The following is a 15,303-nucleotide window of genomic DNA, read 5'->3' as shown; positions in this document are numbered from 1 at the left end:
ATGATAAAATGTCCCCATTGTGGTGTTGAACTGGCTGAGAATGCCAATTTTTGTTCGTTGTGTGGCGAACCGTTGCTGGAAAAAAATGAAGACAACCTGGCTTTTATAGAAACAAGAAAAAAAAGTCAGGATGAGAAGCTCATAACAGATTATCAGAAGTTATCCGGCATACAGAAGAGAAAGATAATCCGAAAAATTTCAGCGATTATTCTTTTTTCAGGAATCCTAATCACTTTGGTGATTGATTTCGTGGGAAATAATTCCATTACATGGTCAAAATATTCGGCAACAGTGAGTCTGGTGCTTTTTATCAATATTGCAATGGTCACCTTTTGGTTGCGGAGATATTTTCTTTGGGGATCTTTGAGTTTTGTGTCTGCTTCGCTGCTTTTGGTGCTATTGGATATCTATTCCGGAGATATTGGTTGGGCTATGAGCCTGGGGATACCTCTCCTTTTTGCAGGTTATACCATTGTTTTCTCGTTATTTTGGTTGATTCATCGCAGTAAGCAAAAAGGCCTTAATGTTATAGCCTGGTCTATTCTGGGGATAGGCCTTTTCAGTATTTGTACCGATGGCGTTATTGCTCTCTATCTTGACCATGCCAGGTTATTTGGGTGGAGCCTTATTGTTATGGTTTCATCCACCATCATTTCAGCCCTTTTATTATACATTCATTACCGACTGAAAAAGGTAACCGATCTCAGACGGTTTTTTCATATTTAAAATATCACCCACAGCTCGTGCCACAGATCCCTTTGCATTAAGAAGTAAAGGAACAATCCCCCCAGCCATCCGTGTAAAATACCCAGGGCCCATAAGTTTTTGTATTTAAAATAAGCCCGGATGAAGAAAATCTCCATCACAAAGGTAAATCCCATTAAAAGCCAGTCGGGCGAGTGCGCCAGAGCGAACAATACTGAAACAAGGAGAACCACCTGCTTTTCGTTTAAGGTTAAGGTTGAAATGGTCCTGAGATTTCCGGCAATTACACCTATCATCATAAACTGCTGAATTACACCCCACAACGGATATAGCGCCAAAATGGGAATCAGGTTCCATTGAAAGAATTCAGGGGTATAGATTATCCCGTAAATAATGATGCCTGCCAGTGCGGGTACTGTGAAAACCAGACAAAAAAATACAGTTCTTTTAAATCCATCTTTCCGAAAACCCCACTGATATAAAATGTGCCTGTCGGTTCTGAATCTCCTTAAAATGTAGAAGATCCAGAACAGACAGGCACTGCTGATATAAAATGCCCGAAGTTCAAGCCAGTCCATTAAAATAAACTTCAATGCACCGGTAAGAGCAACAGCCAGTATTTCAAGCCACTTTCTTTTGTCTGAAATCGTTAAATCATTGTACATATGGTGGTATAAAAGAAAATGGGTGAATTTATTGATTTTTAATTTCCAATCGCTTCTAAATACTCATTCAAAAAACGTTTATTCAACGCATCGGTATCCCCGTAATGTTGTCTGATGGAATCCAGCTTATGATGCATCATTTCTCTGACTTCGGCATAGGCCGGCTGATCATAAACATTGGTCATCTCTTTGGGGTCGTTTTCCAGATCATAGAGCTCCCACTCATCAATGTCGTAATAGAAATGCATTAGTTTGTAACGATCAGTGGCTACTCCGTAATGCCTTTTTACCATGTGAATACTGGGGTACTCGTAATAGGTATAATAAACAGCATTGCGCCATTGCGTGTCTTCACCGCTCATTAACTGCCGCATGGATTTTCCCTGCATGTCTTTCGGAATGTTGATGCCGGCATAATCCAAAAATGTAGGGGCAAAGTCCAGATTCTGGACAAGAGCATCACTAACGGTTCCGGCCTTTATTTCTTTGGGATATTTTACCAGCAATGGTGTACGGAACGATTCTTCATACATAAATCGCTTGTCAAACCATCCATGCTCTCCCAAATAGAATCCCTGGTCGGAAGTGTAAACCACAATGGTATTTTCCGACAAATTGTTTTCTTCCAGAAAATCCAATACCCGCCCCACATTTTCATCCACGCAGGCGATACAGGCCAGATAATCCTGCATGTACCGTTGATAGCGCCATTTCATCAACTGAGTTGAATCCATTTGGGCATACTCCTCTTTGAAAACTTCATTCATTGGTCCGTAGGTATTATCCCAGGCTTGCGATTGTTCAGGCGTCATTCTTCCGGTATTGTTGATGAAGGCTTCCATATCCCAACTCAGCGTTTCCTCAATGCCCATTTCTTTCATCACATCCGGATATATTTTGGAGTCACCGGCCCAGTTCATATCCAGCAGAATGTTCATCTCAGATTCTCTGGCAGCTGTTCCACGGCCTTCGTAATCATCGAATAAAGTTTCAGGTTCCGGAAATTCTTTGCTGATGTATTCTCTAAAATACCGTTGGGGAGGCAACCACTCACGGTGTGGGGCCTTGTGGTGATACAGCAAGCAGAAAGGAGACTCTTCATCCTTTATTTTGTTAAGCCATTCCAAAGACATATCCGTGATAATATCACTGACATATCCTGAAACACGGGTAGTATCACCATTGATGATAAATTCAGGGTTGTAGTAATGTCCCTGCCCCGGCAATACCGCTGAATTATCAAACCCCTGGGGGATGCCATCCAGATGGATTTTTCCGTACATGGCAGTTTTATAGCCTGATTCCTGAAGCATCTTGGGAAAGCTGTTTTGATTCCAATTGAAGGGTTGTACATTGTCTACCTTTCCGTTAACAAAACTGTGTTTCCCGGTCAGCATTACTGCACGGCTTGGCGCACATATTGAATTGGTTACCGTTGCTCTGGTGAATGTAACCCCTTTTTCGGCAATTCGGTCAATATTTGGAGTGTTTATTAAGTGGTCCTGATAGGCACTGATAGCCTGATATGCATGGTCGTCGCTCATGATGAACACGATGTTCGGACGTTGACTTTCTTCCGGTTTTTGGTTACATGACGGCAAGAGTGTCAATGCAGCCAGGACCAGTAAAAACAAATTTCTTTTCATGACTTGAGATTTTGTTGACATTAGAATCTGTTAATTTATAGATTATTGTGAGGGTTTGCAAAAATCCGGCGAAATAAGAGTAAAACGAGCCTGGCATTTTTTAAGCGTAAATATCACAAAAGATTGTGCGAGAGCTAAGCGGTTATATTCGTCCTTAAATTTTTAATTACTCTTTTGTCAGTAACAACGGAACTTTAAACGGATGAAAAGGAAGGTTTTAATGCTTGGTTCTTAAGTTTTGCAGATTAAATAGTGTTTGTCTATAAAATAAGCAAACAGTGTCAAAATTTATGGGTCTGTTCAGAAAGTGCCAGTTGCAATCCCGAGGCTTCGGGAGCGAAGCCGGCAAAAGCTGAGTCCCGAATGCTTCGGGATGAGTATTTTGGCGGCAAGCATAACGAAGCAAATGGTAATTTTTAGACAAACACTATTTTAATTTAGTGGGCTAAAACTTATGTGCTCCCAATTACAAACATAAGGGCTAATTATACAAGGCAATGTGACTTTAGAACAATATAAGGTCTCAATATGCAAAGCCATGAATGCTTTGTGCGATGTAACGAGTCCTTTATGATGAGCAACGAGATGCTTATGCGAAGTACTGAATCCTTTATGATAAGCGACGAGATGCTTATGCGAAGCAATGAGATCTTTGTGATGAGTACCGAGATGCTTATGCGAAGCAATGAGATCTTTGTGATGAGTACCGAGATGCTTATGAGAAGCACCGAGGGCTTTGTGAACGGTGCTGAGAGCTTTGTGAGATGGTAAGAGGGGCTTATGTAAGGCAGTAAGTGCTTAGTGTACAAACAATAGCTGTGACTTTCACCTTTTCTTCTTCCCGCTCTTGTAAATTCTCATATTCACCTTTTCGGTTACTACCATGCAACCATATTTCATATCCTCAAGCATTGGTTTAATTTCTTCCAGGAAATCCTCGATTTTTGCTGCATCATCAATGATTTCAACCATCAAAGGCACTTTCTCCTGGACTTCCCAGAATTTGTAGGAGTGGATTACAGAACTTGCACCAAAGCCCATAATCCCTTTTCGGGCAGTGGCTCCGGCCAGGTCCTTTTCTTTGGCCATCAGAACTAACTTTTCCCCAAGCAGGTCGTTGCCAATTTTATCCGTTGAACTGATGTAAATCCTAAGTGCTAAAGCTTCTTTTTCCATTTCTCCTTTTTTTGGTTGTTATGGCAATATGGTTTTCACAAGCATTCGACCTCCAAGAACTGCCGCAAGGCCTAATGCAAAACTGCCGGTTGCATAAAACAGAAATTTGAGCCACTCTTTGTTTTGAAGAAGTATAAAGGCATCATTAGAAAGGGATGAGAATGTGGTAAAGCCTCCGCAAAATCCAACAGCCAGAAAAAATTTGGCCTGAGGGCCTAAGAAGTCCCCTTTTTCCGACAACCCAAAAATGATACCGATGATAAAACTTCCCACGATATTGACAGTCATTGTTCCCCAGGGGAAAAGCGAAAAATACCTCATTTGGATAAAGCGCGTTACTAAAAAGCGCAAAACCGACCCAATAAAGCCTCCTGATCCTACCAAAAGAATTGTTTTCCACATACTTCTTGTTGTTTGAATTCAAAGATATAAGGTTCCTGTCAATTAGCTCTCCTCAAATGATATAATTTAGGTTTATTCTAAACTATAGTGTTGTATAAACCTGACATATTTATCATTGTCAAAGCAAAACCACATTTTTCAACCAATTCAATAGGGTAAATAGTTTTTTAGCTTGTCCCTTTATTGGTAAGGAGATGTGTTTTATTTAAACTTCCTATAAATAAGGGTTTTGACTTTTCAAAGAATGAACCAATTTAATATATTTAAGGTTGAAAATATGGTCATTCCTGAATATATTAGGAATATCAGACCCGATAAATGAAAATTAAGAAATTACAGTCTGTACTAATAAAATACACACACAATGAAAAGAAGAGATTTTTTGGTAAAGAGCGCAGGATTAGGTTTAGCAGGTGCTTTGGTGCCTCATTTTGGCGGATTAAATGCCGTTGGCTTACCTGCTGAGGAGGGGAAATATGATCTCGCAGCTGTTCGTGGCGGAGAGGCTGCCGATATGTTTGAGAAAGCCATGGAAGCTCTGGGGGGTATGGGCAAGTTTGTGACATCAGGACAAAAAGTTCTGGTTAAGCCCAATATTGGCTGGGATGCTCCTCCTGAGAGGGCGGCTAATACCAACCCCGATTTGATTAACCGCATTGTAAAAAGTTGTCTGGATGCAGGTGCATCCGAAGTAGTGGTATTTGATCACACATGCGATCAATGGGACAGATGTTATCGCAATAGTGGCATGGAAGAATCTGCCCGCGGTGCAGGTGCTAAAATTGTTCCCGGAAACAATGAATCATTTTACCGGGAAGTTTCGTTGCCTCAGGCCAAAAAATTGAAATCAACAAAAGTTCACAAAGAACTTCAGGAGGCTGATGTTTTTATCAATGTGCCAGTTTTGAAGCACCATAGTTCTACAACTGTATCTCTGGCCATGAAAAACCTCATGGGTGTCGTTTGGGATCGTGGATATTACCATGGAAACGACCTGAGTCAGTGTATCGCTGACTTCCTGACTTATTGCAAACCAGACCTGAATATCGTAGACGGTTACCGTATGATGACCCGAAACGGTCCTCGCGGGGTTTCTGTTTCGGATGTTGCTGACTTAAAAGCACTGATCGCCGGAAAAGACATTGTGGCCGTTGATGCTGCTGCTACCATGATGTTTGGTCGCAAGCCGCATGAAATCAATCACATCCGAATTGCTGATGAAATGGGGCTGGGTACCATGAAATTAGACCAGCTGGCCATTAAACGAATTAAGATGGGATAAGGGGCAGAGTTATCTGTCTTTAAAAAAAACATGATTTTTTTATATGACTCCGTTAGACTTTTACAACAGATTTGTAATCAATTGATTATGAGAGTACGCTCTTTTGTGTCAATGTTCAGAATTTTAGCATGATACGAATCATCTCACATCTCACCTGACTGCCGTCAGGCAGGTATCTAAAAATCTAACGATCTATTGTTATAGCGATGATTTATAAAATATTGAAGAAAAGTCGGACCATCATTGCTCTTGCAGTGCTGGTTCTGACTTTTGTTTTGTTTATTGATATTTATGAGTGGATTCCGGAGGATACATTTGACAGTATTCTTTATCTGCAATTTGTGCCTTCTTTCCTTCACTTTCTGGCTGTTTTTTCACTTGTCACTGCCGGAGGATTTCTGTTGATACTTCTTTTGACTTTGCTGGTCGGGAGGTTCTACTGTTCCGCTATTTGTCCATTGGGTATTTTGCAGGATGTGGTAACCAGAGTAGCCCGTTGGCGGTCAAAGAAAAAAAGGTTTTTTAAGTATAAGAAACCCCACCCGGTTTTACGTTATACGTTTTTGGGGATTATGGTCCTGGCCATTTTGCTGGGTGGTGGTTGGATCGTTTCCTGGCTTGATCCTTACAGCATTGCCGGCAGGTCTTTCACATATTTGTTCAAGCCACTTGTGGTTTGGGCTAATAATGGGGTACTGGTACCGGTATTGCAAAAATTTGAAGTTTACTCTGTATACCATCAAAATCTTATATTACCTTATCTTGTTCCAACCCTGCTCACATTGGCTTTGACGGGTGCTATAGGATACTTTGCATGGAAGCGCGGACGCCTTTTCTGCAATACCATTTGTCCTGTGGGAACTTTTCTTGGGGAAGTTTCAAGATTCTCCCTTTTAAAAGTAAAGTTTGATCAGGATAAGTGTACCCGGTGCGGTAAGTGTTCAGGTGTATGTAAGAGTGAATGCATCAATATTAAAGAGTACTCGGTAGATACTACCAGGTGTGTAACATGTTTTAATTGTCTTGAAATTTGTCCTGAATCTGCTTTATCCCTTACACCTGCGAAAAAGCAGAATGCGGCAGAGTCCTCTGTAAATCAGATGAAACCTGTTGATGTTGCTGCAAATAGTGTCGGCCATGATGGCAACCGAAGGAAGCTTTTGGTAACCGGTCTTGCTTTAATGGCAGGAGGCCGGATTCATGCACTCAAGAAGAATAAGATGCCGGAAAGTCAAAAAGATCTTCTTCGAAATGAAAAGGATCATCCCGTGGCACCTCCGGGTTGCAAGAGCATTGCACGTTTCAATGAGGTCTGTACAGGTTGCTCTCTCTGTGTGGCAGCCTGTCCTACAGGCGTTTTACAACCGGCACTTGCAGAGTACGGATTAAGTGGATTTATGCAGCCCCATATGGATTACTCGACCAGCTTCTGTAATTTCGATTGTAATAAGTGTGGTGAAGTTTGTCCTACCGGCGCTATATTGCCTCTTCCTATTGAAGAAAAGCAGGTTACTCAAATGGGTAAAGCTGTTTTTGTGAAGCAAAACTGTGTCGTTTATACCGATGAAACCGATTGTGGGGCCTGTTCGGAGCATTGTCCTACCAAAGCGGTCGATATGGTGCCCTATAAAAACGGGTTAATGATTCCCCAGGTGGATCAATCTATATGTATTGGTTGCGGAGCTTGTGAATATCCTTGTCCTGTTAATGAGCCGTTTAAGGCCATTTATGTTAATGGAAATGCGGTACATCAGGAAGCCGAAAAGCCTGAAACAGGAGAGAAACAGGAAGTTGATCATGAAGAGGATTTTCCTTTTTAAGAAATAGTGATTTATTAAACGTCAAAGGGGGCGGTCGTTTTTCGACCGCCCCTTTTGTGAATGTTTACTAATGACTATCACTTAAAACTCCGCCTGCAATTACCTCTTAAGGGCTCCACCTAGCACTATTCCGGCACTTATCAATACGAAATTCTTAAAAATGTATTGACCTTCCAGAGTTGGCGCATAAGGAATCTGGGTAAATACTTCATTGGGAAAAAGAAATACCGGTAAAAAAGTCCCGGGCATTTGAAGAAATAATAAAAGCAATGTTTCCCGCATGAATTTTCCTGATATAAGCCCCAGTCCAATCAATACTTCCCATAGAGCCAGTCCGTTGATGATTATTGGCTCCGCAATTAAGCCAAATGACACCGTTGATATGGTTCGTACGGCCAAATCCTGAGCCGGACTCAATCCCGGGAAAAATTTTAAGAAACCAAACCAGAAAAAAACTAATCCTACACTTATCCTTAAAAGCAGCAGTCCATATCGTTGCATCCAGCCCCTTATTACAGGGTCAACTTTTTCAAACCATTCTCCTCTGAAAAAATTACTCATACTTAATTTGTTTAAACAATGAAACCTAAATCATAAACAAAACAAGTGAGAGTAAGGTTCTGTTGTTTTTTTAAAATTTGAGTTGAGCGTCAGGAACGAGATGACAACTGTTTCAGCTTAAAGTTTTTGGCTGAAATGGAAACTGTTTGTTTTCAAAGATGAAAACAAACAGTTTCTGTATCTATTGAGTGCGAATGGCTCAATTTTTCTGAAATTTATTCTTCACGCGAACGGCAAGGTTGTACATCACCGGAACCATTATCAACGTTAAAAAGGTAGCGGTTGTCAGACCGAAGATAACGGTCCAGGCCATTGGCCCCCAGAAATCGGCATTGTCTCCTCCAAAGTAAAGGTTTGGATCCAGATCTGTAAACAACCCAAAGAAATCGAAATTGGTACCTGTTGCAAGAGGTAATAACCCCAGAACAGTTGTAATAGCTGTTAGCAGCACAGGTCTTAACCTTGTTTTGCCTGCCTTGATGACGGAATCAATTTCATCTTTTCTGGATAACCTCTCATTTCCGGAAAGATTTAGCTCCATCTTTTTTTCCTGGCGAACGATGTCAATATAATCGATAAGCACGATTCCGTTATTTACTACAATCCCGGCCAGTGATACAATACCTACACCGGTCATGAGAATGATGAAATCCATACCAAAGGTTCCCAGTCCCATAAATACCCCTATGGTACTCAATGCTACCGTAGCGAGTATGATTGCCGGTTTGGCACCCGAGTTAAACTGGGTTATCAGGATCATGGCGATGAGAGAAACCGCAATTAAAAGTGCTTTCAAAAGAAAGTCTGATGTTTCCTTTTGATCTTCCTGTTCACCGGTCATTTCCCATTTGTAACCTGTCGGCATTTCATAATTATCCATAAGCTGCCGGATTTCTGCATTGATTTTATTGGCGTTGTATCCCTCCACAATATTGGAAGAAAGAGTGATAACACGTGTGTTGTCTTTTCGTTTAATGTCTTCGTAAGTAGATCCATACGAATAATCAGCGACTGCAGAGATAGGAATATGATGACTCTTGCCGTTTTTCTCAATTTTGATTTTAAAGTTCATTAAAGAGGTTACATCGTAACGATATTTGTCTGCCAAACGAACCATGATGTCATATTCATCCTCACCATCTTTATAGGTGTCTGCCTTAGCTCCGTATAGTGCTGTACGAAGGGCTCCGGCTACCATTTGGGTGCTCAGCCCCATGCGGCGAACTTTGTCCCGGTCAATGTTTATCTCCATCTCGGGTTTGTTCATATTGATGTCCATCTCAAGGTTCTCAATACCTTCAATTTGACTCTTATCGATGGTACTCTTAATACTGGAAGCAACGCTAACCAGCGTCTCAAATTCATTTCCTGAGACTTCAATATTGACCGGCTTTCCTACCGGTGGACCGTTTTCTTCTTTTTCAACAAAGAACTTTGCCCCTGTAAAATCTTTGAGTGTGTCGCTCAACTCCTTCATGATCATGGAAGTACTGATGCCGTCGCGGTACTGATAATCTACAAAGGTGATGGTGGTCAATGATTTGTTGGGGCTCCGGCTGGATTCAAAAAAACCGCCTTTGCCGTTGCCCACATTTACCCCGACAGACTGCACAATGTGATTGTAAGGCTCCAATACATCCTGAATGATGTTCTCGGCTTCAAAAGAGACCTCATTGGTGGTTTCAATATCGGTTCCCAATGGAAGTTCCATGGTTATGAAAACCGTCTTGGGGTCATTATCCGGGAAGAAAATGACGTTTGGGTTAGTCATTCCAAAAAATGCAATGGACATAAAAAGCATGGCAATCATTCCACCAAATATCCATTTAGATGTTCTGCGGCCCATGGCTTTTTGCAGGGTTGCTTCATACATCCTTTCAATATTGGGCAACACCTTATGTTGGAAACGATATGAGTAAGGTTTCAGCACAAACAGGTTTAAAAGAGTAAGCAGCAGTGGCAGTACCAGAAGGTTTCCCCATAAAATACTACCCAGCAGGTAGCTGATAACGCCAATGCCTGCCAGTACCCCCGTAATGATGAACAACCACTTATGGTTTTTCTTCTCAGGAGTAATCTTCTCTCTTTTCATGAACTGCAGCGCAAAAACCGGGTTTAGCACCAGAGCAACAAAAAGAGAGGAAGCCAACACTATTATTAATGTGATAGGCAGATATTGCATAAACTCTCCTGTGATGCCCGGCCACAATAATAACGGGAAAAAGGCAGCAAGAGTAGTGGCGGTTGAACTGATAATTGGCATGGCAATTTCACTGACGCCTTTCTGCACTGCTTTAAACCTGGGATAGCCTTCTTCAAAGTGCCGGTAGGTGTTTTCCACAGCCACAATGGCATTGTCTACCAACATTCCCAAAGCCATCAGCAATCCGAAAAGAATCATGGTATTGATGGTATAACCCGTTTCGCCAAGTATGAGGAATGAAATAAACATGGACATAGGAATGGCCAGTCCTGTAAAAAGCGCATTTCGCAATCCCATAAATAGGTATAAAATCACCATTACGAATAGCATACCCATGATGATCGAATTCTCCAGGTTATTGATCTGATCGCGGATATAAACCGACTGGTCATCGGTAATGGTGACCTTTAAATCTGATGGTAAAGCTTGTGATGATTGTTTGTCGTTAATGATTTTAAATATCTTGTCGGTAGCGTCGAGAAGGTTTTCCCCACTTTTCTTAACGATAGACAGGGTAACCACCGGCTGTTTATTCAGCCTTGAAATGGATGAGCGTTGCTCAAAACCATCAATAATTCTGGCGACGTCTTTCAGGAGAACAGTTTTTCCGCCTTCGCTTTTGATGATGGTATTGCGGATTTCATCCATGTTTTGGTAATCCGCTTCGGTTCGCACAGAGCGGCGGGTGCCATCCACAATAATTTCGCCTGCACCAATGGTGACGTTTTCGGCCATAAGGGCGAACTCAATATCGGAAAACTGCAGGTTGGTGTTTTCCAGCTTATTGGGATCAATATGGACTTTTATTTCTCTTTCATCAACACCTTTTATATCGGCTTCCCGAACTTCCTTTAAACCCTCAAAATCTTCCTGAAGGTCTTCTGCATATTTTTTGAGTTCGTAAATACTGTAATCTCCCGAAAGGTTGATGTTCAGCACCGGAAACTCCGAGAAGTCAATGTCTTCGGTCATCGGGTCTGTTTCCAAATCTTCAGGTAACTCGCTTTGTGCTTTGTCTACCTGGTCTTTTGTGTCCTGCAACGCTTTTTGTACCTCAACATCAGTCTCAAACTCAATCAATATGAGACTTATGTCCTGATAAGATGCCGAAGACATTCGCTTTACACCGGTCAGGTCTTTTAGTTCCTTTTCGATTGGCCGGGTTATCAGGTTCTCAATATCGAGGGGACTGTTGCCCGGATAGGGGGTTGAGACCATAATATATGGCACCACTATTTCGGGAAACAGCTCGCGCTGCATCGAATTATATGATAATAAACCTGCTATGAACAGGAAAACTGTAAGAATGAATATGGTATTTTTGTTTTTTAATGCAGCAACAGTGGGGCCGAATTTGCGTTCAACCACCTTTTGCTCATCTATTTCAGGATGCTCCTTCATTGGATCAGTTTTTTACTCGTTAATGTTCAATGGGGTGCCGTCGGTAACTTGCGCATATCCTTTGGTAATAATCTTCATGCCGGACTCAAGTCCTTTGGTTACCACTGTGCTATTGTTGTCTTTTATGCTGGTTGAAATGTATTTTTTCTCAGCAACCTTGCTACTTGAATCTCCATTTGTGGCCACAAAGACAAATTCTCCTTTAAAGTCCTTTTTAATGAGCAATGAAGGAACAACAAGAGCTTCGGGAATCCTGGCAATTCTCATCTTCAATTCACCCATCAGGTTTGGCTGCAGGGCATTATCTTTGTTTTTAAGGTTCACACGGATAGAGAAAGTACGGGTGTCCGGATCAATGACAGCTGAGGTTCTGTATATCTTCGCCTTTTTGGTGACATTCAAAACAGGGAAATAGATTGAAACGGAATCTTCTGCATTGATTTGATTCAGATAGTCCTCAGAAACATCTGCTGTGATGTAAACTTCATCCAGGTTAACAAGTCGCGCAAAGGGAATTGATGGACCTGCCATTTCTCCCTGCTTTTGCTTTAAATCGTCGATGACCCCATTTATAGGAGCTTTTATGACTGCCATTTCAAGTTGAGCCTCCAGGCCCTGAAGCTTTTTCTGTATGGCATTCATATTTGATTCAGCCTGTAGAAACTCAACTTCGCTGCCAATATTTTGTTCCCAAAGATTTTTCCGGCGTTTGTAAAGAGTGGTAGCCAGTTCCAGATTTACCTTGACTTCTTCTATACTCTGCTCTATAGATTCGGTATTTAGTTTGGCCAGAATTTGCCCCTTTTTTACGTCCTGTCCTTCTTTTATTCTAATAGATTCGATAACACCTGAGACTTCAGGACTAATGACGATGTTTTGATCTGTGGATACATTACCAACAGCCTCAATAAACTGCTCAAAGAGGGTTGGCTGTAACTCTTTTAATTCAACATTGACCAAATTAGCAGGTGAATCATTGCCTAATTCTCCTTCCAGTTTGGCAATCTTCTTCTTTAACTCACTCAACTCTTTTTTATATTCTTCAAGTTGCTCTTTCTTTATCTCCTTTTCTTCAGAAGGTTTGTTGGCACTGCACCCTGATGCTGCAATAATCAGAGTAATCAGGCAGAGCGTAGTTATTGTACGTAGCATGGCTGATGTATTAAGTTTATTATTCTTTTTTGTCATGGCTAATTGTTACTTTACTAAAGTTTACCAATGGCTTTCAGGTAATTGATTCGTGAGTTTAAAAGCTGCAAAGCTGCCTGCACATGGCTGATTTGTGCCTGAATGTACTGACCTTGTTGCTGGGTCAACTCAAAACTTCCTGCTATACCATTCGAAAATTTGATCCGTGTTTTGTCGTAGATATCCTTTGCCAGTTCTTTACTCTCAGTGGCTATGTCATACTGGTCAATGGCACTGTTGTATTCTGTTAAAGCCGTGAGACTTTGGGTTTTTATGTTTCTCAAAGTCATCTTGCGAACATTGATGCTTTTCTGCCAGGCTATTTTTTGTTGCTGGGCCTGCGCATGCCGCATTCCCGATGAAAAGATTGGAATGGAAACAGAAAGACCTACGGATTGGGATTTATACCATTCATCTTCAAAAATATTCCACTCATCTCCGAATCCTGTTTTCTGATAGTTGTAAAACGCATTTATCTGGGGAAGATATTGGGCTCTGATGTTTTTAAGCTGCAATTTTTCGCTTTCAGTATTGGTGTCGGCAATCCGAAAGTCAATATGTTCTTGTGGCATCCACTCTTTTTGTTTGGCTTCCTCGGCTTTGGCATCATTGGATAGGCCTTTTATCTCTTCCTTAAGGACGATGGGCTGATCTTCTTCCAGACCCATGGAAAAGCGCAGGACTGCCATAGCAACCTCTTCGTTTCTTTTAACTTCAACGATTTGTTTTTCAGCTTCGCGCACCATTAGTTTTATCTGAGATACATCAAGCGACTCACGAAATCCGTTTTCGTAAAGCTTTTCAGTTTCATTGAGGGTTGCCTGGTTTACCTGCAGGTTCTCTTCAAAGGCCTCCAGATTTTCCCGGGCTGACAGGACCAGAAAATAAGCTTTTGCTACGGCATCCCTGATCTCTATTTCTGTTTTCTCATCTTGATGACGTGTTAAATCCAGGAATACTTGTGTTGCTTGTAATCCAACAAAATAAGAGCCATTGAAGATCATCTGCTCTACTGAAACGGAATAGTTCCCGTCATATGCGGTTGAGAATGATACAGGAACTTTATCCCCGGGGCCTGTTCCCGGGGGACGCATATCCTCAGGAATTATTTCAGCAGGCAACAAACTAACGGGAACATCAATCGAATGATTGTATCGTCCGGAGAAATCTATCTGTGGAAGACCTCCGGCAATGGTCTCCCATATTTTTTTCTTTGCCGATGCGATGTCGTATTCCGAGCTAATCTTTTGGTAGGCATGGTTGGTGGCATACTGCATAGCCTCATCCAGACTAAATGACAAGGTATCAGAAGGCTGTTGTCCCGATAGTGGAACTCCCATCAGAAGGAGTATGAATACTGTCCAGTATTGAATGGTTTTCATAAAACTATAATTTTCTTTTTTACGGTTCTGTTATTTGAGAAATCAGGAGTTCAGTTGTTAAGGCACTTATTGAACAGGTTATTTTATGTTGCTGTCATTTCGGTTTTTTGCATTAGTTCTTCAAATATCTTATATCCTTTATCTGTGCAAATTCCTTTAAAATGATAAGAAAACAGACTTGTTCTGAATTTGTCTGATATTAATTCTTCCTCAGAGAAAATTCCATAAGTTGGGTCAAAGATGAATACATGACTTCCGGTCATCAATCTGGAAAGAAAATCTATATCCAGATCTTGTCGATACAAATTTTGTTGAATGCCTTTTTTGAAATTCTTTATATAAGCATCGTAAAGCAATTGTCGACGCATTTCTTTGAGCCTGCTATATACTTCAGGGTAATATTTCCTGAGATCGAATACAATGTTCGTATTTTGTCTGCTTAACTTTTTAAACAGCTCCCTCCTATGGAAGAAAAATTCTTCAATTGCATTGACATCTTCACACGGGTCTGTTTCCAGTTGATCCTTGATTTCGCTGGAGGTATGTTCCATTATCTCAGTTACCAAATCATTTTTATTATTAAAATGTTGGTAAAGTGTCTTTTTGGAAACGCCCATCTCTTTTGCCAACTCATCCATTGTAACACTTCGAATACCATAAAGGTTAAAGAGTTCGAGGCCCTTTTTAATTATTGAAATTCTTTTTTCTTCCATGGTTTTGCAAAGATAAGTAAGCATTTACACAGGAAACTTTAAAAAGATGAAAAGTTTCCTGAGTTTCCGTTAAACAAACGAAAAATATCGGTGAATGGCGGTTGCCTGTCAACAGAATGCGGCCATTCGTAAATAAATCTTGTTAAAGGCCTGAATAAT

At 41.1% G+C, this 15,303-nt stretch carries 13 protein-coding genes; 4 read left to right on the top strand and 9 right to left on the bottom strand.

Going from position 1 to position 15,303, the window contains the following annotated elements:
* The gene (locus DDZ16_RS10590; protein WP_109264434.1) at positions 1–726 is read left to right on the top strand and encodes a DUF6320 domain-containing protein; all 726 of its coding nucleotides are present in this window, start codon (positions 1–3) and stop codon (positions 724–726) included.
* On the opposite strand, the gene DDZ16_RS10585 is transcribed toward DDZ16_RS10590, so the two are convergent.
* Both DDZ16_RS10585 and DDZ16_RS10580 read right to left on the bottom strand, forming a co-directional pair.
* Entirely contained in the window at positions 723–1,370 is a 648-nt protein-coding gene (locus tag DDZ16_RS10585) for a CPBP family glutamic-type intramembrane protease (RefSeq protein WP_109264433.1), read from the bottom strand. The two genes, DDZ16_RS10590 and DDZ16_RS10585, sit on opposite strands and share 4 nt — an antisense overlap.
* Positions 1,371–1,408: 38 nt before the next feature.
* On the bottom strand, positions 1,409–3,016 hold the full coding sequence (locus DDZ16_RS10580) for a sulfatase family protein (protein WP_109264432.1): 1,608 nt from the start codon (positions 3,014–3,016) through the stop codon (positions 1,409–1,411).
* A 528-nt stretch (positions 3,017–3,544) separates the two neighbouring features.
* Between DDZ16_RS10580 and DDZ16_RS10575 the strand changes: the two genes are divergently transcribed.
* Positions 3,545–3,787 (top strand): hypothetical protein, encoded by a 243-nt coding sequence (locus tag DDZ16_RS10575; protein ID WP_146192229.1) that lies wholly within the window; start codon positions 3,545–3,547, stop codon positions 3,785–3,787.
* Positions 3,788–3,841: 54 nt separating this feature from the next.
* Here the strand turns inward: DDZ16_RS10575 and DDZ16_RS10570 are convergent, their stop codons facing one another.
* Both DDZ16_RS10570 and crcB read right to left on the bottom strand, forming a co-directional pair.
* Positions 3,842–4,192 carry a DUF190 domain-containing protein gene (locus tag DDZ16_RS10570; protein ID WP_109264430.1) on the bottom strand — a complete coding sequence of 117 codons (351 nt, stop codon included), beginning with the start codon at positions 4,190–4,192 and terminating at the stop codon, positions 3,842–3,844.
* A gap of 18 nt (positions 4,193–4,210) precedes the next feature.
* Positions 4,211–4,594 (bottom strand): fluoride efflux transporter CrcB, encoded by a 384-nt coding sequence (gene crcB, locus DDZ16_RS10565; protein WP_109264429.1) that lies wholly within the window; start codon positions 4,592–4,594, stop codon positions 4,211–4,213.
* Between the two features lie 364 nt (positions 4,595–4,958).
* On the opposite strand from crcB, the gene DDZ16_RS10560 reads away from it, so the two are divergent.
* Both DDZ16_RS10560 and DDZ16_RS10555 read left to right on the top strand, forming a co-directional pair.
* Positions 4,959–5,876 carry a DUF362 domain-containing protein gene (locus DDZ16_RS10560; protein ID WP_109264428.1) on the top strand — a complete coding sequence of 306 codons (918 nt, stop codon included), beginning with the start codon at positions 4,959–4,961 and terminating at the stop codon, positions 5,874–5,876.
* Positions 5,877–6,097: 221 nt separating this feature from the next.
* Positions 6,098–7,696 (top strand): 4Fe-4S binding protein, encoded by a 1,599-nt coding sequence (locus DDZ16_RS10555; protein WP_232526610.1) that lies wholly within the window; start codon positions 6,098–6,100, stop codon positions 7,694–7,696.
* Positions 7,697–7,795: 99 nt separating this feature from the next.
* On the opposite strand, the gene DDZ16_RS10550 is transcribed toward DDZ16_RS10555, so the two are convergent.
* The 5 genes from DDZ16_RS10550 to DDZ16_RS10530 all read right to left on the bottom strand — a co-directional run bounded on the left by DDZ16_RS10550 (position 7,796) and on the right by DDZ16_RS10530 (position 15,144).
* A complete protein-coding gene (locus DDZ16_RS10550; RefSeq protein WP_109264426.1) occupies positions 7,796–8,257 on the bottom strand; it encodes a DoxX family membrane protein in 462 nt (153 codons plus the stop codon).
* 199 nt (positions 8,258–8,456) lie between these two features.
* Positions 8,457–11,861 carry an efflux RND transporter permease subunit gene (locus tag DDZ16_RS10545; protein ID WP_109264425.1) on the bottom strand — a complete coding sequence of 1,135 codons (3,405 nt, stop codon included), beginning with the start codon at positions 11,859–11,861 and terminating at the stop codon, positions 8,457–8,459.
* 12 nt (positions 11,862–11,873) lie between these two features.
* Positions 11,874–13,013 carry an efflux RND transporter periplasmic adaptor subunit gene (locus DDZ16_RS10540; RefSeq protein WP_109264526.1) on the bottom strand — a complete coding sequence of 380 codons (1,140 nt, stop codon included), beginning with the start codon at positions 13,011–13,013 and terminating at the stop codon, positions 11,874–11,876.
* A 53-nt stretch (positions 13,014–13,066) separates the two neighbouring features.
* Positions 13,067–14,431, bottom strand: coding sequence for a TolC family protein (locus tag DDZ16_RS10535; RefSeq protein ID WP_109264424.1), 1,365 nt, complete (start codon positions 14,429–14,431; stop codon positions 13,067–13,069).
* Positions 14,432–14,514: 83 nt separating this feature from the next.
* Complete coding sequence (locus tag DDZ16_RS10530) at positions 14,515–15,144, bottom strand: TetR/AcrR family transcriptional regulator (RefSeq protein ID WP_158275652.1); 630 nt, start codon at positions 15,142–15,144, stop codon at positions 14,515–14,517.
* Between the last annotated feature and the right edge of the window lie 159 nt (positions 15,145–15,303).

This window comes from Marinilabilia rubra (assembly GCF_003121985.1).
GTDB lineage: Bacteria > Bacteroidota > Bacteroidia > Bacteroidales > Marinilabiliaceae > Marinilabilia > Marinilabilia rubra.
The sequence above is the reverse complement of the archived record's forward strand: the minus strand, read 5'-3'. Positions and strand labels throughout refer to the sequence as shown.